At 62.6% G+C, this 26,482-nt stretch carries 27 protein-coding genes and 1 pseudogene; 18 read left to right on the forward strand and 10 right to left on the reverse strand.

Annotated features, from left to right (window positions below; translation table 11 throughout):
• The first annotated feature begins 102 nt into the window (after nt 1–102).
• From C100_RS25930 to C100_RS25945, 4 genes are all read left to right on the forward strand, one after another.
• Nucleotides 103–2,571, forward strand: coding sequence for a TonB-dependent receptor (locus C100_RS25930; RefSeq protein ID WP_024017917.1), 2,469 nt, complete (start codon nt 103–105; stop codon nt 2,569–2,571).
• A 115-nt stretch (nt 2,572–2,686) separates the two neighbouring features.
• Complete coding sequence (locus C100_RS25935; RefSeq protein WP_024017918.1) at nt 2,687–3,532, forward strand: response regulator transcription factor; 846 nt, start codon at nt 2,687–2,689, stop codon at nt 3,530–3,532.
• Nucleotides 3,533–3,643: 111 nt separating this feature from the next.
• Nucleotides 3,644–3,982: a hypothetical protein gene (locus C100_RS25940; RefSeq protein WP_024017919.1), complete on the forward strand. Its 339-nt coding sequence runs from the start codon at nt 3,644–3,646 to the stop codon at nt 3,980–3,982.
• 21 nt (nt 3,983–4,003) lie between these two features.
• Nucleotides 4,004–5,248 (forward strand): aromatic ring-hydroxylating oxygenase subunit alpha, encoded by a 1,245-nt coding sequence (locus tag C100_RS25945; protein ID WP_024017920.1) that lies wholly within the window; start codon nt 4,004–4,006, stop codon nt 5,246–5,248.
• Between the two features lie 43 nt (nt 5,249–5,291).
• On the opposite strand, the gene C100_RS25950 is transcribed toward C100_RS25945, so the two are convergent.
• Nucleotides 5,292–6,362: a zinc-dependent alcohol dehydrogenase family protein gene (locus C100_RS25950; RefSeq protein ID WP_024017921.1), complete on the reverse strand. Its 1,071-nt coding sequence runs from the start codon at nt 6,360–6,362 to the stop codon at nt 5,292–5,294.
• A gap of 170 nt (nt 6,363–6,532) precedes the next feature.
• On the opposite strand from C100_RS25950, the gene C100_RS25955 reads away from it, so the two are divergent.
• Nucleotides 6,533–7,408: an amidohydrolase family protein gene (locus C100_RS25955; RefSeq protein ID WP_024017922.1), complete on the forward strand. Its 876-nt coding sequence runs from the start codon at nt 6,533–6,535 to the stop codon at nt 7,406–7,408.
• Between the two features lie 21 nt (nt 7,409–7,429).
• On the opposite strand, the gene C100_RS25960 is transcribed toward C100_RS25955, so the two are convergent.
• Both C100_RS25960 and C100_RS47365 read right to left on the reverse strand, forming a co-directional pair.
• On the reverse strand, nt 7,430–8,602 hold the full coding sequence (locus C100_RS25960) for a CaiB/BaiF CoA transferase family protein (protein WP_052028192.1): 1,173 nt from the start codon (nt 8,600–8,602) through the stop codon (nt 7,430–7,432).
• Between the two features lie 136 nt (nt 8,603–8,738).
• Nucleotides 8,739–9,356: a TetR/AcrR family transcriptional regulator gene (locus tag C100_RS47365; RefSeq protein ID WP_152536389.1), complete on the reverse strand. Its 618-nt coding sequence runs from the start codon at nt 9,354–9,356 to the stop codon at nt 8,739–8,741.
• A 247-nt stretch (nt 9,357–9,603) separates the two neighbouring features.
• Here C100_RS47365 and C100_RS25965 point away from each other — a divergent pair, with 247 nt between their 5' ends.
• From C100_RS25965 to C100_RS25985, 5 genes are all read left to right on the forward strand, one after another.
• Nucleotides 9,604–10,770, forward strand: a complete 1,167-nt coding sequence (locus tag C100_RS25965) for an acyl-CoA dehydrogenase family protein (protein WP_024017925.1) — start codon at nt 9,604–9,606, stop codon at nt 10,768–10,770.
• 17 nt (nt 10,771–10,787) lie between these two features.
• Nucleotides 10,788–11,666, forward strand: coding sequence for an HpcH/HpaI aldolase/citrate lyase family protein (locus tag C100_RS25970; RefSeq protein WP_024017926.1), 879 nt, complete (start codon nt 10,788–10,790; stop codon nt 11,664–11,666).
• Between the two features lie 23 nt (nt 11,667–11,689).
• Complete coding sequence (locus C100_RS25975; protein WP_024017927.1) at nt 11,690–12,181, forward strand: MaoC family dehydratase; 492 nt, start codon at nt 11,690–11,692, stop codon at nt 12,179–12,181.
• A gap of 91 nt (nt 12,182–12,272) precedes the next feature.
• Nucleotides 12,273–13,118, forward strand: coding sequence for a helix-turn-helix transcriptional regulator (locus tag C100_RS25980; protein ID WP_024017928.1), 846 nt, complete (start codon nt 12,273–12,275; stop codon nt 13,116–13,118).
• Complete coding sequence (locus C100_RS25985) at nt 13,115–13,513, forward strand: nuclear transport factor 2 family protein (protein WP_024017929.1); 399 nt, start codon at nt 13,115–13,117, stop codon at nt 13,511–13,513. Before C100_RS25980 ends, C100_RS25985 begins: the two co-directional genes overlap by 4 nt.
• A 40-nt stretch (nt 13,514–13,553) precedes the next feature.
• Here the strand turns inward: C100_RS25985 and C100_RS25990 are convergent, their stop codons facing one another.
• Nucleotides 13,554–15,056 carry an aldehyde dehydrogenase family protein gene (locus C100_RS25990; RefSeq protein WP_024017930.1) on the reverse strand — a complete coding sequence of 501 codons (1,503 nt, stop codon included), beginning with the start codon at nt 15,054–15,056 and terminating at the stop codon, nt 13,554–13,556.
• Between the two features lie 147 nt (nt 15,057–15,203).
• Between C100_RS25990 and C100_RS25995 the strand changes: the two genes are divergently transcribed.
• Nucleotides 15,204–16,394: a CaiB/BaiF CoA transferase family protein gene (locus C100_RS25995; RefSeq protein WP_024017931.1), complete on the forward strand. Its 1,191-nt coding sequence runs from the start codon at nt 15,204–15,206 to the stop codon at nt 16,392–16,394.
• A complete protein-coding gene (locus C100_RS47665; RefSeq protein WP_268746809.1) occupies nt 16,395–16,583 on the forward strand; it encodes a DNA methyltransferase in 189 nt (62 codons plus the stop codon).
• A 181-nt stretch (nt 16,584–16,764) separates the two neighbouring features.
• Here the strand turns inward: C100_RS47665 and C100_RS26000 are convergent.
• Nucleotides 16,765–17,104, reverse strand: a pseudogene (locus C100_RS26000) (nucleotidyltransferase); the annotation flags it as partial.
• Nucleotides 17,058–17,363, reverse strand: coding sequence for an integrase arm-type DNA-binding domain-containing protein (locus C100_RS48500; RefSeq protein ID WP_327194921.1), 306 nt, complete (start codon nt 17,361–17,363; stop codon nt 17,058–17,060). The pseudogene C100_RS26000 and the gene C100_RS48500, both read right to left, overlap by 47 nt.
• 283 nt (nt 17,364–17,646) lie before the next feature.
• Here C100_RS48500 and C100_RS26005 point away from each other — a divergent pair, with 283 nt between their 5' ends.
• Nucleotides 17,647–19,005 (forward strand): tyrosine-type recombinase/integrase, encoded by a 1,359-nt coding sequence (locus tag C100_RS26005; protein ID WP_024017934.1) that lies wholly within the window; start codon nt 17,647–17,649, stop codon nt 19,003–19,005.
• A gap of 23 nt (nt 19,006–19,028) precedes the next feature.
• Here C100_RS26005 and C100_RS26010 read toward each other — a convergent pair whose 3' ends face one another.
• Nucleotides 19,029–19,424, reverse strand: coding sequence for an ArsR/SmtB family transcription factor (locus C100_RS26010; RefSeq protein ID WP_024017935.1), 396 nt, complete (start codon nt 19,422–19,424; stop codon nt 19,029–19,031).
• Nucleotides 19,421–20,035: a peroxiredoxin gene (locus C100_RS26015; protein WP_024017936.1), complete on the reverse strand. Its 615-nt coding sequence runs from the start codon at nt 20,033–20,035 to the stop codon at nt 19,421–19,423. The genes C100_RS26010 and C100_RS26015 overlap by 4 nt, the downstream gene beginning before the upstream one ends.
• An 84-nt stretch (nt 20,036–20,119) precedes the next feature.
• Between C100_RS26015 and C100_RS26020 the strand changes: the two genes are divergently transcribed.
• From C100_RS26020 to C100_RS0123785, 5 genes are read left to right on the forward strand one after another with little or no spacing between them, the layout of a single operon-like run.
• Entirely contained in the window at nt 20,120–21,034 is a 915-nt protein-coding gene (locus C100_RS26020) for an MBL fold metallo-hydrolase (RefSeq protein ID WP_024017937.1), read from the forward strand.
• Nucleotides 21,031–21,468, forward strand: coding sequence for a YeeE/YedE family protein (locus C100_RS26025; RefSeq protein ID WP_024017938.1), 438 nt, complete (start codon nt 21,031–21,033; stop codon nt 21,466–21,468). The genes C100_RS26020 and C100_RS26025 overlap by 4 nt, the downstream gene beginning before the upstream one ends.
• Before the next feature lies 1 nt (nt 21,469).
• The gene (locus tag C100_RS26030; protein ID WP_024017939.1) at nt 21,470–21,898 is read left to right on the forward strand and encodes a DUF6691 family protein; all 429 of its coding nucleotides are present in this window, start codon (nt 21,470–21,472) and stop codon (nt 21,896–21,898) included.
• Nucleotides 21,895–23,481, forward strand: a complete 1,587-nt coding sequence (locus C100_RS26035) for a bifunctional protein tyrosine phosphatase family protein/NAD(P)/FAD-dependent oxidoreductase (protein WP_024017940.1) — start codon at nt 21,895–21,897, stop codon at nt 23,479–23,481. Before C100_RS26030 ends, C100_RS26035 begins: the two co-directional genes overlap by 4 nt.
• Nucleotides 23,478–24,266: a sulfite exporter TauE/SafE family protein gene (locus C100_RS0123785; RefSeq protein ID WP_031308445.1), complete on the forward strand. Its 789-nt coding sequence runs from the start codon at nt 23,478–23,480 to the stop codon at nt 24,264–24,266. The genes C100_RS26035 and C100_RS0123785 overlap by 4 nt, the downstream gene beginning before the upstream one ends.
• Here C100_RS0123785 and C100_RS26040 read toward each other — a convergent pair.
• Together C100_RS26040 and C100_RS26045 are read right to left on the reverse strand one after the other, a co-directional pair.
• A complete protein-coding gene (locus C100_RS26040) occupies nt 24,234–25,853 on the reverse strand; it encodes an ATP-binding cassette domain-containing protein (protein ID WP_024017941.1) in 1,620 nt (539 codons plus the stop codon). The two genes, C100_RS0123785 and C100_RS26040, sit on opposite strands and share 33 nt — an antisense overlap.
• The coding region (locus tag C100_RS26045; protein WP_024017942.1) for an ATP-binding cassette domain-containing protein at nt 25,850–26,482 on the reverse strand (633 nt) is incomplete at its 5' end. The genes C100_RS26040 and C100_RS26045, both read right to left, overlap by 4 nt.

The following is a 26,482-nucleotide window of genomic DNA, read 5'->3' on the forward strand; positions in this document are numbered from 1 at the left end:
GGAAGCTGCTGAGCAACGAAATCCCCTCGCGGCCGCGGCTGGCAATGACGCCGGACTGCTTGGCTTGGTCGAGGGGACGGGAGGGAGAGGATATATATATATATGACATATCGCAATCATCACTACGCCTCGGGCGCGGCGCTGATCGCCTTCGCCTGGACCGGTGTTGCCGCGGCTCAGACCGCCGCCGCCGCTGGCGATGCTGCCAACAATAGCGGGATCGCGGAAATCGTCGTGACCGCGAACAAGCGCGTGCAGAATCTAAATGATGTCGGCGTTACGGCGGCGGTGGTCGGCGGTGAGATGCTGAAGCAGCAGAATTTGACATCCCTGTCCGATGTCGCGGCGCGCGTGCCCAGCCTGTCCTACGCGGCAGCGCCCAATGGCACGCCGGTTTACACGCTGCGCGGCGTGGGCTTCTACGAAACCTCGATCGGCGCCTATCCGTCGGTCAGTATCTATGTCGATGAAATCCCGCTTTCCTTTCCGGTGCTGACGGCGCATTCGACCTTCGACCTCGAACGGCTAGAAGTGCTCAAGGGGCCGCAGGGTACGCTTTTCGGTCAGAATGCGACCGGCGGTGCGATCAATTATATCGCCGCCAAGCCGACTAGCAGTTTCGAGGCCGGCGCCTCGCTGACCTATGGCCGCTTCAACCAGGTTGATGTGGAGGGCTATGTAAGCGGCCCCCTTGCCGAGGGGTTGAAGGCACGCATCGCAGGACGTGCCGAATTTGCCGATGGCTGGCAGCGCAGTGCCAGCCGGCCGGGTGACAGGAATGGCAAGGTCGAAAATTATATGGGCCGATTCCAGCTTGCGTGGGAGCCGTCGTCCTCGCTCCGCTTCCTGCTCAACGTCAATGGCTGGAAGGACAAGAGCGAGACTCAGGCGGGGCAGCATATCGCGCTGCAATTCCAGAATGAAAATTTGTCCAGCCCGCCGGGTCAGTTCCGCAATCCGGCGGTGGTCGCATCGCCCTTCTCCGCCAACGATCCGCGGGCGGCGGACTGGTCGCTGTCGTCCAGCCTCTATGGGCCGGGCAAGGTGCCTTTCGCCGATAATGACATGATCCAGGCATCGTTGCGGACCGATCTTGATGTCGGGGATTTCGGCACCATCACTGCGCTTAGCGCCTATACCAAGTTCAACCAGCGTCAGGGCAATGATTCCGATGGTCTGCCGCTCAATGCCCTCGACGTGCCGTTGACAGTGGGCGATATTCAGACCTTCTTCCAGGAATTGCGCTTCGCCAATGACCCGCATAACCCGTTGCGCTTCGTCATCGGTGCCAATTATGAGTGGGACAAGGTCTTTCAGGAAGTCAATATCGACTATTCCGCCTCGTCTGCGACGATTGGTTTCGGCCAGCTTTTCGGCTTCCCACTTAGCGTCGATACGATCACCAATCGCCAAACGATGCGCAATTACGCCTTTTTTGGCAATGTAGAATATGATGTGATCGAAAACCTGACACTGAAGGGCGGCATCCGCTACACCAATGCGCGGAACAAGGCGAATATCTGCCAGACCGATCCGCAGGCGCCCTACAACATCGGCAATGTCCTCAAATTTTTCGGTGCGCAATTCCAGGGCATTCCGTTCCAGCCCTATATTCCGGGCGAGTGCGTCGCGATCAACGTGGACTCCGAAGCGCTCGCCAATGGTCAGTTCGTTCCGGCGGTCGATTATTTGCCCTTTGGCGCGATCGGGGCCTATCAGAACACGCTGAAGGAGGATAATATCTCCTGGCGGGTCGGTGTCGATTACAAGGCGACGCCCGACGTCCTACTCTACGTCAATGTATCGAAGGGCTATAAGGCAGGCAGTTTCCCCTCGATAACCGGTTCGACGCTGAACCAATATGTCCCGGCGCGGCAGGAATCGGTTCTGGCTTATGAAGCAGGCCTGAAGGCGACGTTGATCGATCGCCTGCTACAGTTCAATTTGGCGGGCTTCTATTATGACTATAAGGGCAAGCAGCTCCGCACCAAGCTGAACGATCCGACCTTCGGTCAGCTCGATGTGCTGCGCAACATCCCCAAATCATCGATCAAAGGCTTCGAGCTGGAGTTCACCGCGCGTCCATCGGATCATCTGGTCGTGAACGCAGCCTACACTTATCTGGATGCAAAGATCGACCGCTTCATCGGGACCAATGCGGGCGGCGACACCGGCATTGACTTCGCCGGAACGCCGATCCCCTACACACCGAAGCATCAGATTTCGGTCAGCGCCAATTATAGCCAACCGCTCACCTCGACTATCAACTTGTTCGTGGGTGGAACGGTGAATCTGCGGTCGTCAACCATTGCAACCCTGGGCGGCGGCGAGAACCCATCGACAATCAATGCGACCAATGCGGGCTGCGTCTATTGCATTCGGGGCTACGTCGTAGCCGACGCCCAGATCGGGATCGAGGACGCAGGCAAGCGTTGGCGCGCCTTCCTGTGGGGCAAGAATATCGGCAACGAATATTATTGGAGCAACGTCGTATCGGGTTATGATACCGTATCGCGCTTCGCCGGACGTCCAGCGACCTATGGCTTGACGTTGAGCTATAGCTTTCGTTGAATCCGCCATGATCGATGCAGGGGAAGGGTCGCGGTTGCGGCCCTTCCTTGCGTGACATCGGCCGGAAAAGCGCCTAGATTGGTTCGATATCAAGAAGATTTCGAGAGGGTAGCCGATGGGATGGACCGTCCCCCTATGTCCCGACCAGGCCCGTGATCTGGGGAGCAGCCTGCCGCGCCCCGTCTATGCCAGCCTGTTCGAATCCATTGGCCGCAATGACCTTCAGCAGCGCCTTTTGCCGTTTCTCAATGAAATATGCGGCGTCGATTCCCTGCATTTCTTCATACTGTCCGACGGCAGGCCCGACATCGCATGCGGTCTCAGCCTCGATGGCAAGGGCAGCGCGCAAGACCTGGCGCAAACCTATATGCGGCGCAGCCTTTGGCGCGGCGACCGCGACATGAACGAGGGCAGCAGCCTCGACTGCGAACAACCCACCCTATATCGTTTGGAGGCGCGGCAGGCGCCCACCAGCGAGTTGCGGGACTTCTACCACAGCCAGAAACTGATCGAGCGGCTGATGGTCTGCGGCAAGACGCCGATGGGGGTGGTCGGTTTCAGCATCATGCGCTCCGCGCCGCGCGACCTGACGTCGAAAGATCATCTTTCGGGCATGAATCTTGCTTTTTCGGAGATATTCCCCATCGTCTCCAAGCATCTGGAAATGGTGAGTCAGAGCCGCAGGCTGGTCGAATCGCTGACGTCGCTGGCGCTCATCGAACAGAATCTGTCGGTGACCGAAGTTGGGCTGTCGCAGCGCGAAATCCAAGTCGCGGCGCGCTTTCTTTATGGCCTGAGCGCCAGTTGCATCGCCAGCGACCTTGGTATCGGGACGGAAACGATCCATACCCATCGAAAGCGGCTCTACGGGCGGCTCGGCATCGGTTGCCATCACGAGTTGCTGCTCTGGTATCTGCGCCAATATGTGGGCGGTGCGGGGAATCTTGCTACCGCATCCTGACCCGGTCGTTCCCCCATCATAGGGATTGGCCGCGCCGACCCGACTTCCTAGCCTTCTCGTCAACCAGAGGCCGTTCGCCTGAGCGACGGCCCGGAACGAGAGGAGCGTAGAATGGGCAGATTGCCGCAGGGTTTCGAGGCGTTCGAGGAGTTTGTCGACTATTGGGACGTTCCGACCTCGCATGACCGCTGGATGCGCCGGTCGGGTGCAGACTATCAGGATATTGTCCGCTTCTACGACGCGATGACGCCCCGGATGGAGGAGGCCACAGTGCATGTCGAACGCTATCCGCTTCACGACATGCCCGATGACGCCGCTTGCCTATTCCGGCTGCTGTTGGCGCTGATGCAGGCCGCGATTGCGGTGGAACTGCATCAAGCGTCGCGCGTGCCATATTCGCCCTGGCCCCACACACTCAAGATCGGTGCCGGCCTCCAGCCCTTCGGCTGATCGGATTTCGGGAGAGACATTATGAACGAGATGAGCCAGTTGCAGCCCACCCTTGCCGATCTGGTCGGCGTATCGACCGGCCCGATGCCAGCGAGCCTCTACACCGATCCCAACCAATATGAGCTGGAGCGCGAGCGCATCTTCCGCCGTGCCTGGCTGATGGTCGGGCGGGAAGAACGGATCGTGGAGCCGGGCCAGTTTTTCGTTAAGGACATCGCGATCCTGAGCGCGTCGATCATCATCACCCGCGCCAAGGACGGGCAGGTCCGCGCCTTCCATAATGTCTGCTCCCATCGGGGCAATCATGTTGTGCTGGAGCCAGAGGGCAAGGCGAACCGCTTTGCCTGCCGCTACCATGGCTGGACCTACAAGAATACGGGCGAACTGATCGGCGTGCCTGACGAGAGCGGCTTTTTCGATTTCGACAAGAAGAAATGCGGCCTGACCCCGGTCGCCTGCGACATATGGGACGGGTGGATCTTCATCAATTTTCAGCCCAGGCCCGAAGTCGGCCTGATGGAATTTCTTGGATCGTTCGGCACGGAATTCGCCGATATTCCCTATCCCCATGCCGACAATTGCCTGATCTTGTCCGGGGAGATCAACGCGAACTGGAAATGTCTTGCTGACAATTTCAGCGAATTCTATCATATCCAGTCGATCCATCCCAAGACATTGGCGCCGGTCTACGCGGGCAAGGACAACCCTTGCAGTCGTCCGCTCGACGCCGGGGCCTATGGCGCGCATCGCTCGGTCGCGGGCTGGCTGAACATCGGCTACCAGCCGCCGGCAAACTGGAAGGTGGTGCGCTGGCTCTATCCGGCGAACCAGACGGTTACGGGTACGCAGAAGGAGGGCGAGGTCAACCCGCTGGCCGAACATCCGATGGTCAATCATCCCAAGCGCAAGGACTGGTCGAGCGACGTCAACTGGATATTCCCCAACTGGCATATCCAGATTTCGGCCAGCCGTTTCTGGACGCATGAATTCTGGCCGCGCAACCGCAGCCAGTCGAGCTGGGAAGCACGTTTCTATCAGCCCAAGGCGACGACGGTGCGCGAAAGATTGCAGCTTGAACATTTCACCGCAACTATCACTGACACCTTTCTCGAAGACCTCGCCAATATCGAAAGCACACAGAAAGGCATGGAATCGGGCGCCAAGTCTTTCGTCTATCTCCACGAAAGCGAAATTCTGATCCGTCATTCGCTGGAGCAGGTCGACAAATGGACTCGGGCCAAGACGATGGCCGAGGCGCTGGACTGAGATAAGGGGGGAAGAGTGCCGCCGCCGGGCGGCACTCTTTCGATCAGAACTCGATCACGCTCTTGCCCGCGGCCTGCTTGTTGAATTCGACATAGGCGGCTTCTGCCTGCTCCAGCCGCCAGCGGTTGGTGAAAATGCGGTCCACGTCGACGCCATGATCCGCGATGAAGCGGGCGCAATCGGCCTGCCAGACATTGGAGAAGGTGTAGGAACCAAAGATCGTCAACTGCTTGCGCAGAATGTCGCGACTCACCTCCACCTGAAGTTCGCCGCCTTCGCCGACCAGCGCGACCCGGCCCCATTTACCCGTGCCCCGCACCGCCGCCTGACGTCCGGGCAGTGTGCAAGACGCATCCAGCGCGCGCGACACGCCCTTGCCGCCGGAAAATTGCATGATCGCCTCGATCGGGTCGTCCCGGCTGGCGTCGACCGTTTCGGCGGCGCCGAAATCCTTCGCCAGCGCGGCCCGTTCGGACGAGATATCGACGCCGATCACGCGGACGCCCATCGCGGCGGCGAGTTGCACTGCCGCCTGGCCGACCGGACCGAGGCCGACGACCGCCAGCGTATCGCGTGCGCTGAGGTCCAGCCGCACGAGTGCACCATAGGCCGTGCCTGTGCCGCAGGAAATCGCCGCGCCCGCAGCAAAGCTGAGTTCTTCGGGCAGATGCAGTACGGCGCTGGCGGGTGCCTTCATATAGTGGGCATGGCCGCCATGACGGGTCGCGCCGAAGATGAAGGCACCCTCATCGCACATCTGCGTCCAGCCGGTGCGGCAATGGTCGCAGACGTGGCAGCCGTCATAATGATAGACCATGACCCGATCGCCGACACGGAAATGGCGCTCATCGACATTGGAACCGACAGCGGCGATGATGCCTGCCGGTTCGTGGCCCGCGATGACGCCCTGGCTGTCGTCTAGTCCCAGTTGGGCCATGCTCTTGAAGCCCATGGCCGCCAGCGCCGCGCCGGAGGGCGGCCGGTAGAATCTCAGGTCGCTGCCACACATGCCTGATGCCCTGATCTCGACGATGACGTCGTTCGTGCCAGGCCGCGGATCGGGGAAATCGACCAGTTCCAGCTCGCAATTGCCCTTGAATATCACACCTTTCACATCCGTCTCCTGATATTGCCTTGCGGGCGGCGCTCCGCCTGTCGATGAGCCACGTTACGCATGTGACGCCGGGCCGTGTGTCCCCTCCGAGGGGGTCTGTTTCAGGTGCCGTGCGGTTTTAGCATGAAGCCGAGGGCGCTGAAGGAGCGTCCGATAACGGGAGAGGGCCAATGGCAGGCACAAGCAGCGGATGGGTCGATACCCATGTCCATTTCTTCAACCGCAAGGCGCTGACCTATAGCTGGCTGGAGACGATTGGGGAGCCATGGACGGGCATATTGGGCGATTATAGGCCTATTACGCTGAACGATTACACGCTGGACGATTATCTGGCGGAAGCCTTGCCCAGCCGCGTCACCAAGATCGTCCATGCGGAGGCGGCCTTCGGATCAGACCCGGCGATGGAATCCGCCTGGATTCAGAGTCTGGCGGATCGGGGGGACATTCCCATCGCGATTGTCGGCCATGCAGCACTGGATGCGCCCGAGGTCGCCGCCACGCTGGACCGGCAGGGCGAAAATGCGGGCTTTCGCGGTATCAGGATGCTGTGGGGGGCGGGAGGGGCGGATTCGCCGTCGTTGCGGGCGGGATTCAAGTTACTGGTCGATCGCGACCTGTGTTTCGAAGACCCTTTTGCCTGGGAAAATCTGACGGGAGTAAGCGCCCTGGCGGGGGCTTTCCCAACGGCGCGGATCGTCGTCGGCCATTGCGGTATGCCGATGAAGCGCGATCCCGAAGGCCTTGCCGCCTGGCGGGGGGCGATGCGGCGGCTCGGGCAATATGACAATATCTATTGCAAGATTTCCGGCGTCCATATGACCGACCATCATTGGACCTACCAGTCGGTGAAGGACACCGTCGAAACGGTGATTGAGACTTTCGGCTGCAATCGTTGCTTCTTTGGGTCGAACTGGCCGGTGGACTCGCTCTACGGCGGGACATTGAAGGATCTGGTCGACGATTATCGCCGGATCATCGCGCCCTATTCCCAGGATGAGCAGGACGCGATGTTGAGCGGCAATGCGTCGCGCTTCTACCGATTCTGACGCTGGGCGCCGGTCCGCCCGTCAGGCGGGCCGGCTGTGCGTGGCATCGAGGAATACGCCCTGCCTGATGCCATCCTCGATGGTGGCGGGCTCGAATCCCCATTCGCTCAGGATCGCGCGCGTCTGCGCACCCGGCTGGGGCGGCGGGCCGGTGATGGCGCCGGGCGTACGCGACAGGCGCGGGGCGGGCAGGGGATGATCGAGCCCGTCAAACGCCGCCAGCATCCCGCGCGCCTGATTGTGCGGATGGCTGTTCGCTTCTGCCAGCGACAGCACCGGCGAAAAACAGGCATCCGGGCAATCCGCGAAATGCGCGGCCCATGCGTCGCGGCTGCGCTGCGCGAAGATTGAAGCGAACAGAGCGCGCAACGCCGGCCAGTTGGACCTGTCGTTACGATCGGGCAGCGCTGCGGCGTCCAGCCCCATCCGTTCTACAAGCGCGGCGTAGAAACGGCTTTCCAGCGCACCCACCGCGACATGTTTGCCGTCCTTGGCGGGGTAGGTGGTGTAGAAAGGCGCACCACCGTCGAGCAGATTGGCGCCGCGTTCCGGTACCAGCTCGCCGGACTGGCGCATGGTATGGAACATGGTGAGCAGTCCCGTCACGCCATCGACGATCGCTCCGTCGACCACCTGCCCTTTGCCGGATTGCCGGGCCTCGAAGACGGCGCACATCAGCCCGAAAGCCAGATAGGCCGCGCCGCCCGCATAATCGCCTAGTAAGTTGAGGGGCACCACGGGATCGCTATCGCGTGGCCCGATCATGTCGAGCGCACCGGTCAGCGCGACATAGTTGATGTCATGCCCGGCGCACTGGGCAAGCGGCCCGTCCTGTCCCCAGCCCGTCGCGCGCCCGTAGACCAGGGAAGGCCGCTGCTGGAAGCAGGCTTGCGGCCCGAAGCCCAGACGTTCGGCGACGCCAGGCCGGAACCCTTCGATCAAGATATCGGCATGTTTGATAAGTTTCAGCAACGCTTCGACGCCATCGGGCTGTTTGAGGTCGATGGCCACAGACCGCTTGTTCCGATCGCGTAGGTTGAAGCGGGCCGGTATCTCAATGCCCAGATCGGCCTTGGCGACGCGGTCAACCCGGATCACGTCCGCGCCCATGTCGCCAAGCAACATGCCGCAGGACGGCGTCGGTCCCAGTCCGGCGATCTCGATAACTTTCAATCCAGCAAGTGGCCCTGGCATGACAAATCTCTCCACGGAAAGGGGTGAGGCGGCAGTCGGCACGCCGTTTACCGCAAAGCATAGACGCCGGAGCTGCTCTTACAATATTATCGGCCATTTGTTAGAAAATCACGGATTGATTTTGTCCGAGCCGGTCTCACCGCCCCGGATCACGTCGCCTGGATCGGCTGGCGGCCCGCGCTTCGTCGGTCAATATGCCCTGGAGAACGGTGCTGTCGATCATCGCGCAAACGCCATCGATCGTCATGCGCGAGGGGCGAAACCATTCGATCACGCCGTTCATCGAGTCGAGAAGGAAGGAAATGAAGGTTATCCGGTCGATAGCGGCCGAAAACTCGCCTTCCTTGACGCCGCGATCGAAGGTGTCGAACCAGAGCTGGGCATAATCGAGACGGTTGGAACGGGTGCGCCGCTTCATGACCGGCGGCAGATGATCATAGATACGCAAATAAGTGTTGGCGTCGTCACGAACGTCGAGGAAGCAGGTGACGTGCGCGTGGATCATGGCGCGCATCTGATCCGTAGCGCTCGCCCTGTCGCCCAATGCAGCGATCTGATGCGTAACCGCCTTGGTCAGCCGTTCTATGCCGGCCATCAGTACTTCGTCGAGCAGCACTTCCTTGGATGGGAAATGATAATAGACGCTGCCCGCCTTCAGGCCGGTCAGCCCGGCAATGTCGCGCAGGGAACAATCAGCATAGCCCATTTCCGCAAAGCGCCGCGCTGCCGAAGCCAGGATCGCCGCCCGCGTCACATCTCCCTTTTTCGGCCCTTTTTTTTGGGCCTGCTCCTGGGGTTCCGCTTTGCTCTCCGCCACTTCCGTCCCTTTCCACCTGCCCGCGCGACCTGTGTGCGGCGGACCTATCGTGCCTCCCTTTAGCTGCAATCGCCTCCGCGGGAAATCAAGGGCTATCGTTGACGGATTTGAAAAATCAATCTAACAACCGTTTGAAATTATCGAATGGTTCGGGGTCGAGTCGAACCTGAGAGGAGCAGGCGGAATGGATTACACCCTCAATGAGCAACAGCAGGCGATCGTCGAGGCGGCGGAGCGGATTTGCTCTAAATATGGTCTCGACTATTGGCTCGAGCGCGAACTGAAAGGCGGATTTCCGGAGGAATACTTCCAGGAAGTCGCACGCGGTGGCTGGCTGGGCATCGCCATGCCGGAGGAATATGGCGGCGCTGGCCTCGGCATCACCGAAGCCGCCTTGTTCCTGCGTACAGTCGCGGCGGGCGGTGGCGCGCTGGCGGCGGCGTCGGCTATCCACATGAATATCTTCGGCCTGCACCCGGTCGTCCTGTTCGGCACCGAGGAACAGAAGAAGCGTATCCTGCCGCCCTTTGCTCGCGGGGAAACGAAGGCCTGCTTCGCGGTGACGGAACCGGACACAGGCCTCAACACTACCAAGCTCAAAGTGAAGGCGGAACGTAACGGCGACACCTATTATATCTCGGGCAAGAAGGTCTGGATTTCGACCGCTCAGGTCGCCGAACATATGCTGATCCTGGCGCGCACGACGCCGATCGAGCAGGTCAAGAAGCGCACCGAAGGCCTCAGCCTCTTCTACACGAAACTCAATCGCGATTATGTCCAGATCCGCGAGATTGAGAAAATGGGCCGCAAGGCGGTCGACACCAACGAACTGTTCATCGACAATTTGCCCGTTCCCGTGGAGGATCGCATCGGTGAAGAGGGCAAGGGCCTGGAATATATTTTCCACGGCATGAACGCCGAACGCTGCCTGGTTGCGTCGGAAGCCATCGGCATCGGACAGGCAGCGATCCGGCTTGCCACCCAATATGCCAAGGATCGCGTCGTTTTCGACCGGCCAATCGGTCAGAATCAGGGCATCCAGCATCCCCTCGCGCAGAGCTGGGCGGAACTGGAGGCGGCCAACCATATGGTGATGGCGGCCGCGAGCCTGCTCGATCAGGGGCTGCCCTGCGGCACAGAGGCCAATGCGGCCAAGCTGCTGGCTTCGCAGGCGGGCATGAAGGCGTGCCAGACCGCGATCCTGACCCATGGCGGCTTCGGCTATGCCAAGGAATATCATGTCGAGCGCTTCCTGCGCGAAATCTGGGTTCCCTATATCGCGCCTGTCAGCCCGCAGCTCATCCTCAGCAACATCGCCGAGCGCAAGCTTGGCCTGCCGAAAAGCTATTAAGGTCGGGAGAGAAGAAGATGACACTCAAGCCTACGCGTTCCTTCATGTTCGTTCCCGGCAATAAGGAGAGCATGATCGAGAAAGCGGCCGGGGCCGGCGCGGACGCGCTGATTCTGGATCTGGAGGACAGTGTGCCGCCCGCGGACAAGCTGGACGCGCGCGGGCTGGTCGCAAGCAAGATCGACTGGCTGCTCGAACAGGGCCAGCGCGTCTATGTCCGCATCAACCGCAGTCCGCATCTTTATGACCTGGACGATCTGCTCGCGGTGGTGCGATCGGGGGTCGAGGGCATCTATATCTCCAAGCCCAATGGCTATGAGGACGTCGTGACCGCGTCCTCGATGATTACCGAGGCAGAAGCGCGCAATGGCGTGGCGCTTGGTTCGCTGGGCCTCATTCCGCTACTGGAAACGGCCAAGGCTTTGCAGGACGCCTTCAAGATCGCTAGCGTGCCGCGCGTCACCGCCATCGTCGGCGCGACCGCCAAGAATGCGGATGTCGCCCGTGCTCTCAACACCGTCTGGTCGCCGGAAGGACGCGAGACGCTGTACCTCAAGTCACGCATCGTGATGGCAGCGCGTGCGGCAGGGAAGCGTCCGATCGGCGGCGTTTGGCAGCAGATTCGCGACCTGGAGGGTCTACGCGCCTCCTCGCTCAAGGACCGGGCGCTGGGCATGGACGGCGAACTGGCGCTGCATCCGTCGAACGTGCCGATCATCAACGAAGTCTACAGCCCTTCACCCGAAGAGGTCGCCTATTATCGCGGCATGATCGAAGCACTGGAAACCGCGCAAGCCGCCGGGCGCGCGTCGGTCGTCTATGATGGCGAGCATATCGACATCGCGCATGTGAAGACCGCGCAGGACATCATCGCGCTGGCCGACGCGCTGGCCTGAACCATCTTATCAGGAGAGATTCCATGACCGTGAACTATCGGGAACTGGCGACCGGCAAATATTATGAGGAACTGGAGCCGGGCACCATCTTCAAGCACGCGATCACCCGCACCGTGACCGAAGCCGACAATCTCATGTTCAGCGCGCTGACCTATAATTGTGCCTGGCTGCACATGGACGATGAATATTGCAAGACGACCATCTACGGCAAAAGGCTGGTCAACAGTCTGTTCACCCTCGCGCTTGCCTGCGGCGTGACCGCCGGCGACACGACGCTGGGGACGACGCTTGGGAATTTGGGATTTTCGGACATTAAATTTCCCAAGCCCGTCTTCATCGGCGACACCATCTATGTCGAGACGGAGGTGGTCAGCCGGCGGGAGTCCAAGTCTCGCCCCGATACTGGCATCGTGGAGTTCGAGACGCGCGGCCATAACCAGCGTGGCGAAATGGTAGTCAGCCTGCGCCGCACCGGCCTGATGATCAAGAAAAGTTCGCTTGAACAGGCGGCCTGAAATTTGAACGTTAAACAGAAAAATAATATAGCCCGGCCGGGATGCGATATGATCCCGGCCAATAAGGACAGCGGATCGAGGAGGCCGGCGCATGATCAGCGATCTCCATTCCACACGGCTCAAGGCTGCTCCGCTGCCGGCGCAAGCCACGCCGCTGGACGGTTTCGGCCATCTGGTGACGGCCATAGGTGATCCCGATTTCGAGCGAAAACTAGCCGGCTTTGTCGAGGGTATTTGCGGAGCCGACCAGCTCTATCTCTTTAACGTCGATAAGTATGAGCCCCATGTCCGCTCAGCCTTGAGCAGCGACGGCAGCGACAGCGCCGCCTCCATCGCCAAGGCCTATGCAGCAGGACGATGGTGGCGTTTCGACAGCGCGATGGGGAAGATGTGCGACGAAGCATCGCTGGCGCCGCGTCTCTATCAGACCGACATGATGCAGGCGTCGTCCGATCGCCTGCGCAGCACCTTATATGGCCGGATGCACCTGCGCGACCGGATCATGGTGTGCGGGCGTGCGGCGGACGATGTGATCGGCATCAGCATGTTGCGTTCGGTCGAGCGGGGCCCCTTCGGCAGCGACCAGCGCGCGCAGGTCGAATGGATGGCGCAACTGGCCTTTCCCTTGGTCGCCAAGCATTGGGCGACCGTCAACCGCGACCGCCAGCTTTCTCGCGCGCTGACGCATCTGCCGGATATCGAACGCTGCATCGCACTGGCGCCCGAAGCACTGCCGCCGCGCGAAGCGGCCGTCTGCGCGCGCTATCTGTATGGGCAGTCGACCGATGGCGTTGCCGCCGATCTCGCCATCGGTCGCGAGACAGTCGTAACCTATCGTAAGCGGCTCTATGACCGGCTGGGGATCGGCAGCCATCGGGAATTGCTGCTCTGGTATCTCAACCTTTATGGCAGCGTGCGCAGCCGGGGCCATATGTGAGCGAACGACTTTACGCCGTGGCAGCCGCGTGGAGAGAAGCGGCTCACGATTGGAACCCTGCGGCGCTGGCGGCACTCTATGCCGATGATGCGCTGCTGTTTGGCGGCCGCCCCGATCATAGTGTGGGCGCGGCAGCGATCCGGGCCTATTTCGACAGCTATGCCGGAGTAATTCTGTCAGCTTCGGTCGAGCTGTTCGAGCAGCAGATAGTGGAAACCGGGGCTACATCGCTGTTGGCGCAGGGTTTCTGCACGTTCGACTTCAACCTGGCCGGCAATCGTCGGACGCAATCGCGTCTCCGCACAACCTGGTTGCTGGATTGGGGCGAAGGCAAGACGCGCATTCGCGCCCATCATTTCTCGCTGGTCCCGGAAGCGCCGCCTCTGGGGGATTGATCAGGCTCCCGTTCTTACAGGAGCCTCTGCCACCTATTTGTCAAAGCCGCGCCCAGACCGACTTCACCTGCGTATAGGCCTCAATCGATTCCTGGCCATATTCGCGGCCTAAGCCCGATTGTTTGTAGCCGCCAAAGGCCATGACCGGATCGGCGTCGCCATAGCTGTTGATCCAGACACGCCCGGCCTTCATCGCCCGCACCACGCGATGCGCGCGGCTGATATCGCGCGTCCATACCGCGCCCGCCAGACCGTAGGTGGTATCGTTCGCCTTGCGAATGGCGTCTTCCTCGTCGCGGAACGGAATGATGCTGACGACAGGGCCGAAAATTTCCTCGCGGCCGATCGTCATGCTGTTGTCCACATTGCTGAAGACGGTGGGCTGAACGAAATAGCCTTGACTGCCGACGCGCTCGCCGCCGAAGTTCAGCGTGGCGCCGCCCCGTTTCCCGGCCTCGACATAGCCCATCACCCGGTCGCGTTGGATCGCGGACACCAGCGGCCCCAGCTTGGTATCGGCGGCGAAGGGCGATCCGACCTTGTAGCTCGCGGCCATCGTCGCCACGCGCGCGGCGATTTCGTCGTGCATATCCTGATGCACCAGGACGCGGGTGCTGGCCGAGCAGACCTGCCCCGAATTGCCGCAGAAACTGCGCACTGCAAAGTCCAGCGCTTGGTCGATGTCGGCGTCGGGGAAGATGATGTTGGGGGATTTACCGCCCAGTTCCAGCGTCACTTTCTTCATATTGTCCGCCGCCGCGCGCATGATCTGCTTACCGACGGCGGTGGAGCCGGTGAAAGCGATTTTGTCGATGCCGGGATGGGCCGCGATAGCGGAGCCCGCGCCGGAACCGAGGCCCGTCACGATGTTGACGACGCCCGGCGGCAGATCGGTCTGTTCGATCAGTTCGGCCAACCGCAATGTGCTGAGCGAGGCGAGTTCGGCGGGTTTTAGAACGACGGTGTTGCCGCAGGCGAGGGCGGTCGCGATCTTCATGGCGGACATGACCAGCGGCACGTTCCACGCCACGATCTGACCGCACACGCCTACCGGTTCGCGCAGTGTGTAATTCAGGATATTCGGCGCACTGGGATTGGTTGACCCGAAAATCTTGGTCGGCCAGCCGGCATAATAGCGAAACTGCTCCACGACCGCGCGGACGCTGGCAGTGCTATACCAGAGCGGCATACCGTTATCGAGGGTTTCGATGGTCGCCAACTCCTCCCCATGCGCCTCCACAATGTCGGCGATCTTCAGAAGGAAAAAGGTGCGCTGATGCGGGGTTATGCTGCTCCAGGCGGGCGATTCGAATGCGCGGCGCGCGGCGGTCACGGCTCGGTCGATATCCGAGGCGTTCGCGTCGGCGATGCTGGTCAGAGTCGTTTCGGTTTCCGGGTTGATCGACTCAATCTGCCGTCCGCTCGTTGCCTCCTGCCACTGACCGTCGATCCAGAGCCGCTTCGGCCCGGAGGCGACCCAGTTGAGCGCCGCGGGGTGCGCGGGGCTGACGGGGGCAGCGGATGATATAATTTCGGTCGGCATCGATCCTTCTCCTGTTCGTGAGGCTGCGGCCTCTCGCCCGCTCCTACCACTGTTCGATTGGGGCGGTGTCCCCTGCAAAGAGGACTGCACAGGCTCTCATAGTTGTAAGCTAAGAAAAAATATTCTATCGGTCAACAGTTAGAAAAAATGGAGCATCTGGTGGCAGGTATATTGGAGGGCGTGCGGGTGTTGGATTTCGGGCGATATATCGCCGGGCCTTTTTGCGCGGCGATGCTGGCCGATCTGGGTGCGGAAGTGATACGTATCGAGCCGCCTGGCGGTGGCGATGACCGATATCTGATGCCTGCCACATCGACTGGCGAAGGGGCGATGTTCCTTCAGGCCAACCGCGGCAAGAAATCGCTTACCCTCGACATTGGCAAGCCGGAGGGAAGGGCGCTCGCGCACAGGTTGGTCGCGACAGCTGATGTCGTGGTAGCCAACTTTTCCATAGGGGCGCTGCATCATTTCCGGCTAGACTATGAAACGCTCAGGACCATCAAGCCTGACGTCATCCTGACGACGATCAGCGCGTTCGACAGCAACAGCTCGTTGGCGGAAGCGGTCGGATTCGACGGGGTGGGGCAGGCCATCAGCGGCGCTGTCTACTTAACTGGGGAACCGGGTAAGCCCTATCGCTCTGCCACTTCCTATGTCGATTATTCGACTGCGATTTCTGCCGCTTTCGGGACTTTGGCGGCTATTATACGGCGCATGAAGACCGGCGAGGGCGGGCAGGTCGAGGCAACGCTGGCCGGGACCGCGCTCAACATCATGAACCCGGTCCTCATCGAGCATGAAGCAGGGACCAACATTCGCCTGCCCATTGCGAATAGAAGTCCGATTGCAGGGCCGTCCGACATATTCGCAGCTCGCGACGGCTGGTTCATCATGCAGGTGATCGGACAGGGCATGTTCCGACGCTGGGCGAAGATGGTGGATCGTCTGGACTTGCTTGATGATTCCCGTTTCGTCGACGACATCCAGCGCGGCCGCAACGGCGCTGCCCTGAGCGCAATCATGGCGGAATGGGCGGCCGACAAGACGCGCGAAGAGTGCCTGCTGTCGATCGTCTCGCATAATATTGGTGCCAGCCCAATCCTGACGCCGGGGGAGGTGGTAGGTGGCGCGTTGGGTCTCTCGGAAACATATCTGCGGAAGGTCGCCTTTCCTGAAACAGATGGCGTTTCGCTTGCGTGTCCTCCAGTACATGTCGGTAATGCCAACATGGAGATTCAAAGACCTCCTCTACTGGGCGAGCACAACATAGAGGTTCTTAAGTGCATCGGTGTTGGCGTTGAGGACGTAGAATCCATGAAGGCCGCTCAAACTATCTGATTGTTCGCTAAGGTTAAGCCAGTGACTATGGTGATGGATGCGATCAGGAGCACCTCGAAGCGGGGTGAGATCGTGCTCGATCCATTTGGCGGATCAGGTTCCACCCTGATCGCGGCGGAGAAGACGAAGTGCCATGGGCGTCTCATCAAATATGAGCCGAGCTATTGCGAGGTGACGATCCGGCGCTAGCGGGCGGAAAAGGGGGGCTCATCGACGCGCTCTTGGCCGCTCGCGGGGTGGCTTCTCCAGTAAGCTTCACTGCCTGGCTGATGCCCTCGGACGACCAATCGCCTTCCTGACAATCGGCGAGACGGCCTTGATTGGCGCTGAATCTTGCCGTTTCCAACATCCCTGATGCGCTCGGCATTTATTCGTTGAAATATTCTTGGGCTATCGCGAGCGCCTGGGCGGGGGTTTTGGGCTTGGGCTGGTGCAGTTCGGTGTCATCGCTTTCGTAAAGCGCGATGCCGTCCCTGGCGACGTCCCTTAAGAAATAGCGGCCATGCGAGGCCGGCATTCACCTCCTTAAGCGTCTGGATGATGAAATTGATCGGCGTCCGGATCGCCTTGGTGATCGTCTGTTCGGCATAAAGGCGCGCTTCCAGCTTCGCCCAATAGGTCACCCGATCGGTCAGCCGTTTGTCGTTGACGATGATCAGGAGATCATAGTCCGACTGGTAGCCCTTCGCCGTGTGCGGTTCGTCCACCCAGCGTTTCGCAGCCATTGCCCTCATGCTTTTCGTCGCGCCAACTCTTTCGATTGGCCGCATAGACCTTGGCCGTGGCCTCCCTGAATGTCGGTATGCCGTCCGCTTTGCGCTTCTCGAACACAGGGTCGAGGCCAAGCTCCACCCAGGTCCACACCTCGCGCGCCCGATCGCGGGCGACAGCGAGCGTCACCTTCGATCCGTTGCCCAATCCGATGTCGGGCCTGCGCCCGCGCTTTTTACCACACGCCAAATCGGTCACAGACAGATGCGAGGGGATGAGGTGGGACGCCAATCAGTCCGAAAGACCGGGGCACGCTGGGCTTTTCGGTTCGCTGGGAATGCAGGAAAACAAGGTGATGGCGGAGCGGGAGGGATTCGAACCCGGGGTTTCCATAACATTGAATTCCCGCCCATTTTGTGCTCTATATCCCTCGGAAATTAAAGAGCTTTCTGCGGATTTTTGATCCGAACTCGTTCGCATTGGTTCGTGTCAGATCGCAGCATTCCGCGACTCAAATGGGGCGGCAAATGGGGCGGCAGTTTTGCCCCTTCAGGCCTCGCCGTTTGCCGAGGACGACATGGCACGAGGAATTCACAAACTTAGCGCCCGCCGGGTTGAGACGCTCAAGGAACCTGGAAAATATGGAGATGGAGGCGGCCTCTGGCTTCGTATCGATCCAGATAAGTCGCGGCGGTGGGTCTTCCGCTGGCAGCGCAACAAGACTTGTCGGGAAATGGGGCTCGGCGCCGCAGCCGATGTTTCGCTGGCGAAGGCGCGGGAAGCCGCCTCGCTCGCGCGAGCGCAAGTCGCCGATGGCCTTGACCCCGCCGAGGAGCGAGACCGCCTCATTGAGAAAAAGGCGAAGAAAGCCATCATCCCCAAGAAGGCTAAGGCATCGTTCGAGCCCGTTGCCCCACCCTCAGGCGCGCCGCTTTTTCGCGATTTCGCGGAAACCTACATTGCGAGGCACGAAGAGGGTTGGAAAAATCCCAAGCATCGTCAGCAATGGCGTAACACGATATCGACCTACGCCGGTCCAATTCTGGACAAGCCGGTCGATGCCGTTACGACGGACGATGTCGTCGCTATCCTGAGCCCCATCTGGCGATCGGTTCCAGAAACGGCCAGCAGGTTACGCGGCAGGATCGAGAACATCCTTGATGCGGCTAAAGCCGCTAAGCACGTCAACGGGCCGTGGGAGAACCCCGCCCGTTGGCGAGGCAATCTCATCCACCTTCTTCCGCGTGGTCGCAAGAAGACCGACGTTACCCATCATGCCGCCATCCCGTTCGAAGACATGCCAGGCTTTTATACGCGGCTGCGCACTCGTCCTGCGCTCGCAGCGCGTGCTTTGGAATTGACGATCTTGTCCGCAACCCGAACGAACGAGACCCTTCAGGCGACCTGGTCAGAATTCGATCTCGACAATGCCGTCTGGACGATACCAAAGGAGCGCATGAAGATGAACATCGAGCATCGCGTTCCGCTGTCTGACCGCGCCGTGACCATTCTCAAGGAGATCGGCCGAAGCAGCAATCGTCGCCCCAACGCCTTTGTGTTTGCCGGCCAGAAGCAAGGAAAGTCGCTGTCGAATATGTCGATGACGATGGTTCTGCGGCGGATGAAGCTAGGCCACTACACCGTGCATGGGATGCGCAGTTCGTTCCGCGACTACATGGGCGACATGACGGATCACGCCGAAACGATCGTCGAGCACGCGCTGGCCCATCAGGTCGGAGACGAGACCCAACGCGCCTACCGGCGCGGCGATGCCTTCCTAAAGCGTCGCAGGCTCATGAGCGACTGGGCGACATACTTGCTCAATGCGCCGAAACCTGTCAGCAAACGCGATATAAGGCGGGTGAGACCAGCATCGCGCCAAGTGCGATTAGCAACTTAGGTGTCGAATACCGATAGAGCGTTTCAACCGAAGGTTCTGGCAAACCCAGCGGCACTTGGCGGCACGTCGATGCCCATGGTCTCCGCTTGGGTATGGAGGCCCGGTAGCGCACTCCCGGCGCCTTCGCCGAAAATTGCTTCAAGACTACGCACGCAAAGCGTGGTCCCGGCATCGGCCAGCCGGTAATATACCTGCTTCGCCTGCCGACGCGTCGTGACCATGCCCGCCTTACGGAGTTCGGCCAGCTGCTGGCTGAGCGCCGGCTGACCGATCCGGGTCGCCGCGTCGATCTCGCTCACATTCTGCTCGCCGCGCGCGAGTAGCAGCGAGAGCACCATCAGGCGCTGCGGCTGGGCGAACACCTTCAGCTTTTCGGCCGCGAGGTCCGCCTGCGTGCGGCTTTCGTAAAGCGGCGTCATGACGCCCGACGGCAAAACCAGTCGGCCGCCCCTCCATCCTCGGCGGGAAGCAGCAACAAAGGCTCGCCGGGCTGCCAGCCCTCGGGCACCAGCCGATCGCCGCCCTGCGCCGCCTGCAATGCGGCAAGAAGGCGCAGCATCTCCTCGACCGAGCGCCCGACCGTCATCGGATAGTGGATGATCGCGCGAATGATGCCGTCAGGGTCGATAAAATAGGTCGCGCGCAAGCCGGAACTATCCCGTGCGGCCTCGTCGAGCATCCCGTAGGCCCGACCGACCGCCATGGACGGATCCTCGACGATCGGAAAATCGATGGCGACGCCGAACAGTTCGCGGATCGCGCGCACCCAGGCCATGTGCGAGTAAAGACTGTCGATGGAAAGGCCGAGGAGGACGCAGCCGAGCGCCTCAAAGCGCGGCTGCGCTTTGGCCAGCGCCACGAATTCGGTGGTGCAGACCGGCGTGAAGTCCGCGGGGTGGGAGAAAAACACCACCCAGCGCCCGCGCAACGACGACAGCCGCAGCGGCCCCTTGGTGGTTCGCGCCTCGAAGTCGGGCGCGAGGTCGCCCATGCGCAGGGCAACCGCTGCCCGCATTTCCGTATCCGTCATTTCGGTCTTTTCTCATTTTCGGGCGGTTGACGCAACACGATTACACACATACATATATTTCTAGTTAAGTAATCGAGGTGCCTGATGGACTCGCCCCTACGTCACGCCGCAGAGCAGATCGAAGCAGCCACTGAGCGCGGTCCCACGGTCAAGGCCTTCTTCGACGAAGCGACCAACACCGTCAGCTATGTTGTTCACGACCCCGCGACCCTGCGCGCCGCGATCATCGACAGCGTGCTCGATTTCGACCCTGCGTCGGGCCGCACGTCCTTCGCCTCGGCCGACGCGATCATCGCCTATGTCCGCGAACAAGGCCTCGCGGTGGACTGGCTCCTCGAAACCCATGCCCATGCCGACCACCTCTCTGCCGCGCCCTATCTGCAGGGCCGCCTCGGCGGAACGCTGGCGATCGGCGCGGCGATCCTGACGGTCCAGCAGACATTCGGCGCGCTCTTCCATGAGGGCACCGACTTCGCACGCGACGGTTCGCAATTCGATCGCCTGTTCGAGGATGGCGACGTCTTCCGGATCGGCGAGCTTCCCGCGACGGTGCTGCACGTGCCCGGCCACACGCCGGCCGATCTCGCCTATGTCATCGGCGACGCGGCATTCGTCGGCGATACGCTGTTCATGCCCGACTACGGCACTGCGCGCGCGGATTTTCCCGGCGGCGATGCCCGCACCCTCTATCGGTCCATCCGCCGCCTGCTGGAACTGCCACCGCAAACCCTCATGTACCTGTGCCACGACTACAAGGCGCCCGGCCGTGACGACTACCGCTGGGAAACCAGCGTCGCGCAGCAACGCGCGGCGAACGTTCACGTCCACGACGGGATCGACGAAGATGCCTTTGTCGCGATGCGCGAAGCGCGCGACGCGACCCTGGCCATGCCGCGGCTGATCCTGCCATCGATCCAGGTCAACATGCGGGCAGGGCATCTGCCCGAGCCCGAAGACAACGGCACCCGCTACCTCAAGCTTCCGCTGAACGCGTTGTGAGCGCGATCTTCCCGGACGCCGCGCCGGGCCTCGGCTTTCTCGGCGGCCTGCTGATCGGGCTTGCCAGCGCGCTGATGCTGCTGGGGCTGGGACGCATTGCCGGGATCAGCGGGCTCATCGCAGGCGCGACCGGCATCGGTTCGCTGTCGCAATCCCGCATGGTGGCGATCGCCTTCACTCTCGGCCTTCCCCTGGGAGCGGGCCTCGTCACGCTGGCCCGCCCGGTGTCGGTGGCAATCCCCGGTTCGATCCTCACCCTGATCCTCGCGGGGCTGCTGGTCGGCTTCGGGACGCGGCTCGGCAGTGGCTGCACGAGCGGGCACGGCATCTGCGGCCTTTCACGCCTGTCGCCGCGTTCACTGGTCGCCACGACGCTCTTCATGGCAGCGGGCTTTGCCAGCGTCGCAATCATGCGCCTGGCTGCCGGGTCCTGACATGCGCGCCCTGATCGCCCTTCTGTGCGGCACGATCTTCGGCGCGGGCCTGGCCCTGTCCGGCATGCTCGATCCCGCTCGGGTGCGCGCCTTTCTCGATGTGCTGGGGGCGTGGGATCCGACGCTTGGCTTCGTGATGCTCGGAGCCATGCTCCCGATGGGTGCCGCCTGGCTTTTGCAACGGCGGATGCTTCGGCCGCTCACCGGACCGGCGTTCGCGCTTCCGGATACGCGGCGGATCGATGCGCCCCTGATGATCGGAGCACTCCTGTTTGGTCTGGGCTGGGGCATCGCCGGCCTGTGCCCCGGACCCGCCGTCGCCAACCTCGCCATCGCGCCGCTCGCCGTCCTGCCGTTTCTCGCGGCGATGCTCGCAGGGATGCTTCTGCACCGGCTGTGGGCGGCCAGTCGCTTCATCTCAAAGGAATGACCATGGACCCGATCGCCGCCGTGACGGAAGAGTTCTCCATCACTGGCCAGCTCTTGCCCGAAGACATGACCGCGATCGCAGCCGCAGGCTTCCGCTCGGTCATCTGCAATCGTCCCGATGGCGAAGATGCCGGCCAGCCACCCGCCGCGCAGATTGTCGAGGCCGCGCGCCGGCTCGGCATCGCGTTCGCCCATCTGCCTGTCGCCACCCGCGATATCGCGCCTGCCGATGCCGCGGCGATGCGCGGCGCGCTCGCGGCGATGCCTGGACCGGTGCTGGCGTTCTGCCGCACGGGCGCGCGTTCCAGAGCCATCTACGAGGCAGCCATGAAGGCCGGCGGCAGCGCACCCGGCGTCCAGGACGTCGTGATCGTGGGCGGCGGCAGCGCCGGGCTTGCCTGCGCCGCCAGTCTGCTCAAGCGCCGCCCGGACCTTTCGATCACGGTGGTCGAGCCTTCCGGCACACATTACTACCAGCCCGGATGGACGCTGGTGGGGGCCGGCGTCTTCGCACCGGAGGCGACAAGCCGGCCGATGGCAGACGTCATGCCACGACAGGTTCGCTGGATCCGCCAGGCGGTCACCGCTTTCCTGCCCGAACAGAACCGCGTCCGGCTCGAGGGCGGCTCCGAACTGGCCTATCGGGCGCTTGTCGCGGCTCCCGGTCTCAAGCTCGATTGGGATGCGATCCCCGGCCTTGCCCGATCGCTGGGGCAGCACGGCGTCACCTCCAACTATCGGTACGACCTCGCGCCATATACCTGCGATCTGGCTCGGCGGCTGACGCGCGGGCGGGCGCTGTTCACCCAGCCGCCCATGCCGATCAAATGCGCGGGCGCACCGCAAAAGGCGATGTACCTCTCCTGCCATCGCTGGGAACGGACCGGGGCGCTGGCGGGAATCGATACCGAGTTTCACACGGCGGGCGCGGTGCTGTTCGGCGTGCCGGACTATGTGCCCGCGCTCATGTCCTATATCCAACGCTACCGGATCGACCTTCGCCTCGGCTCCCGGCTCGTATCAGTCGACGGCCCGGCCGGCGTCGCTTGTTTCGAACAGTCCGGCAGCGATGGGCTTCGCCTCGTCGAACGCCGCTTCGACATGCTCCATGCCGTGCCGCCGCAGATCGCACCCGACTTCGTGCGCGTGAGCCCGCTCGCCGACGAGAGCGGCTTCATCGCCGTCGATCCGGCGACGCTCCGCCATCCGCGCTGGAGCAACATCTTCGCGCTCGGCGATGCCGCGGCCACCTCGAACGCCAAGACCGCGGCCGCTGCGCGCAAGCAGGCGCCGGTGGTCGCCATCAACCTGCTGGCAGCACTCGATGGCCGTGAACCCGTGGCCGCCTATGACGGTTACGGTTCCTGTCCGCTGACGGTGGAGCGCGGACGCATCGTGCTTGCCGAGTTCGGCTATGGCGGCAAGCTCCTGCCGAGCTTTCCGGCCTGGCTGCTCGACGGACGCAAACCGACCCGCCGCGCCTGGTTCCTGAAGGACCGCCTGCTGCCGCCGATCTACTGGCACGGCATGCTCAAGGGCCGCGAATGGCTGGCCAGACCGCAAGCGATCGGCGTCGGCAGATGATCCTCGAACCCTTGCAATATGTCCTCGGCATCGCCTCGGGCATGCTCGTGGGGTTCAGCCTGGGACTGGTCGGCGGCGGCGGCTCGATCCTCGCCGTGCCGCTCATGGTCTATCTCGTCGGCGTTCCCAGTCCGCATGTGGCGATCGGCACCAGCGCGCTTGCGGTCGCCGCCAACGCCGCGGCGGGCCTCATCAATCACGCCCATGCCCGCAACGTCAAATGGCGCTGCGGTGGCATGTTCGCCGCCGCCGGCATCTTTGGCGCCCTGGCAGGTTCGACGCTCGGCAAGATGGTCGACGGCAACAAGCTGCTCTTCCTGTTCGCCCTGGTCATGCTGCTGGTCGGCACGTTCATGATCAAGGGGCGCGGCAATCCTGGAGACCCCGGCGCCGAATGCAACCGCGAAAAGGCGCCCAAGGTCGTCGGCTACGGCCTTGTCTCGGGACTCTTTTCGGGGTTTTTCGGTATCGGCGGCGGCTTCCTGATCGTTCCCGGACTGGTCGCCTCGACCGGCATGCCGATCCTACTCGCGGTCGGCACGTCGCTCGTCGCGGTCACCGCCTTCGGCATCACCACGGCCGCAAACTATGCCTTCTCCGGCCTCGTCGACTGGCCGCTCGCCGGCCTCTTCGTCCTGGGCGGCGCGGTCGGCACCCTTGCCGGAACCCGGCTCGCGCGCCGGCTCGGCGCGAGGACCGGTCAGCTGACGCTGGTTTTCGCGGCGCTGATCTTCGTGGTCGCCGCCTACATGTTATGGAAGAGCGCCAGCGCGCTGCTGGGCTGACGGTTCGCGATTGCCGAGCGTCATCTGCCGTGTCGCCAGCGCGCGGACAGCGTCGCGATGGGTTACAGCGACCAGGCCGGCGCCTGTCCGATGCAGCCAGGCGTCGAGGTTTCGGCAGAGTTGCTGGTCCGTCGCGGGGTCGAGACCTTCGCTCGGTTCGTCCAGCAGCAGCCAGGACGGCCGGGCGAGCAGCGCGCGGGCGATCGTCAGGCGCTTGCGCTGACCGCCCGAGAGCCGCAGGCCGCCGTCACCGACCCAGGTCAGCAACCCCGCCGGCATCGCGCGAACCTCACGCTCCAGACACGCGATCCGCAGCGCCTCCCAGAGCGCCTCGTCCGCCAGCCCCGGCGCGGCAAGCCGCAGATTGTCCGCGATCGTTCCCGCGATGATGCCGCCCGACTGCGGCGCCAGTGCGCAGCGCCGGACACCCGCACCCGCGAGATAGCCTTCCTCAGGGCAACTATCGGCAAGTCGCACAAGCGATCCCGCCTCGCGCAGACCGGCGAGACCTTCGAGCAATGTCGTCTTCCCGCTCCCCGAGGGTCCCGTGATCACAAGGCGCTCGCCGTCCCGCAACTGCAGGCCGGTCTCATCTCCTGGTACGGCAGGCGGGTCTTGTTCGCTTTCCGGCTCACTATCGACGGCGTCACCCGCAACGACCAGCCCGGCCAGACGATCGAGCCCCGCCCGGGCAACCGCGTCTCGCGCCATCGACCGAATGATACTGCCCAACTGTTCCGTTCCAGCCAGCACCGCCAACAGCGCCATCACCGTACACGGCAGGTCGGCGGTGGAGAGCAACGACACCGCGCCGGCCGCGAGACCGCCTGCGATCATCGGCAAGGCCGTGACCGAGGCCTCGATACGGGCGAAGGCAAGCCTGGCGCGATCCGCCTTGCAGCCCGCTTGCGCGATCTCCTGCTCGACGACGGGCTCGAGGCCGTAGGCCAGAATCTCGGGCGCCGCAGCCACGCGGTCGCCAATACGGGTCCGCAGCGCGCCGATCCGCTGTTGCATCCGCATTGCCGCATCCGGCAGCCAACAGCCGGCCGCATAACGGCCAACGGCGAGCATCGACGCCAAGATCAACAACACTGCACATGTCGCCGCCATTCCCGCCGCAAGCGTCACAGCGACGCAGGCTATGCCCGCCGCGAGCGCCCCGGCATCCGACGGTCGGCGGATCAGCCGGTCTTCCAATGCCGCCACATCGACAAGGATGGCCTCATTCACCGTACCGGCAGGAACGCGGGCAGAGCGCGCGGCGATCAATTCGAACAGCCGCGTGCGCAGTGTCGCCAAAGAGAAGAGCGCCGCCTCGTGCGACCACAGCCGCTCGCCATAGCGCGAGGCTGTCCGCAATATGGCCAGCAGACGGATCAGCGCGCTCGGCAGCAGATAGTTGAACGCCTGCACCGCGATGACGCCCGCGGCGCCCGCGACCGCAGCGGCGGCGATGAACCAGCCCGCCAGCGCGACGAGCGCCAATCCGGCGAGACCGGCTGCGACAGCACAGGCGCCGGCCGCCAGGAAGCTGCGCCGTTTCGGCGCGGTCACGAGCCGCAGCAGGCCGCGAAGCTCGCTCATGGCAGAGCAATCCTGTTATCGGCGGTGGCGGCCAGCAGCGGATCGTGGGTGACGAGCAGCACCGTCCGTCCCGCCATGGCCGAACGAAGCGCATGGAGCACAACCTCTGCCGTGGCGGCATCAAGGTCGGCGGTGGGCTCGTCGAGCAGCCAGAGCGGCGCATCACGCAATAGCGCACGCGCAATGCCGATCCGGCGTCGTTCGCCGCCCGAGAGCCCGGCCCCCTCGACGTCGAGCCACGTGGCCAGTCCCTCGCGTGCCTCCATCACTGCGGTGAGCCCCGCACGGCGGGCGGCATCAAGCACAGCCTCGTCGCTGGCACCCGGCCGGGCCAGCCGGATATTCTCGGCCAGTGTCCCCGACAGGATGGATACGGCCTGACCGACCCAGCTCACCGAGCCGCGAAGCCCCCGGTTCTCCAGCGGGTGACCGTCGATGGCGATGCGGCCCGCTGAGACGGACACCGTGCCGAGCAGCGCGTGCAGCACGGTCGATTTTCCGGTGCCCGTCGCGCCCTCGATCGCGGTGATGCAGCCTGCGGGGCAATCGATGTCGAAGGGGCCGACCCGCACGCCGTCATAGTCGACGCACAGGCCTTCAGCGCGAATGGCAGGCGGACGATCCAGCAC

The sequence above is a fragment of the Sphingobium sp. C100 genome (genome assembly GCF_000508185.1).
In the GTDB taxonomy this organism is placed as follows: Bacteria; Pseudomonadota; Alphaproteobacteria; order Sphingomonadales; family Sphingomonadaceae; genus Sphingobium.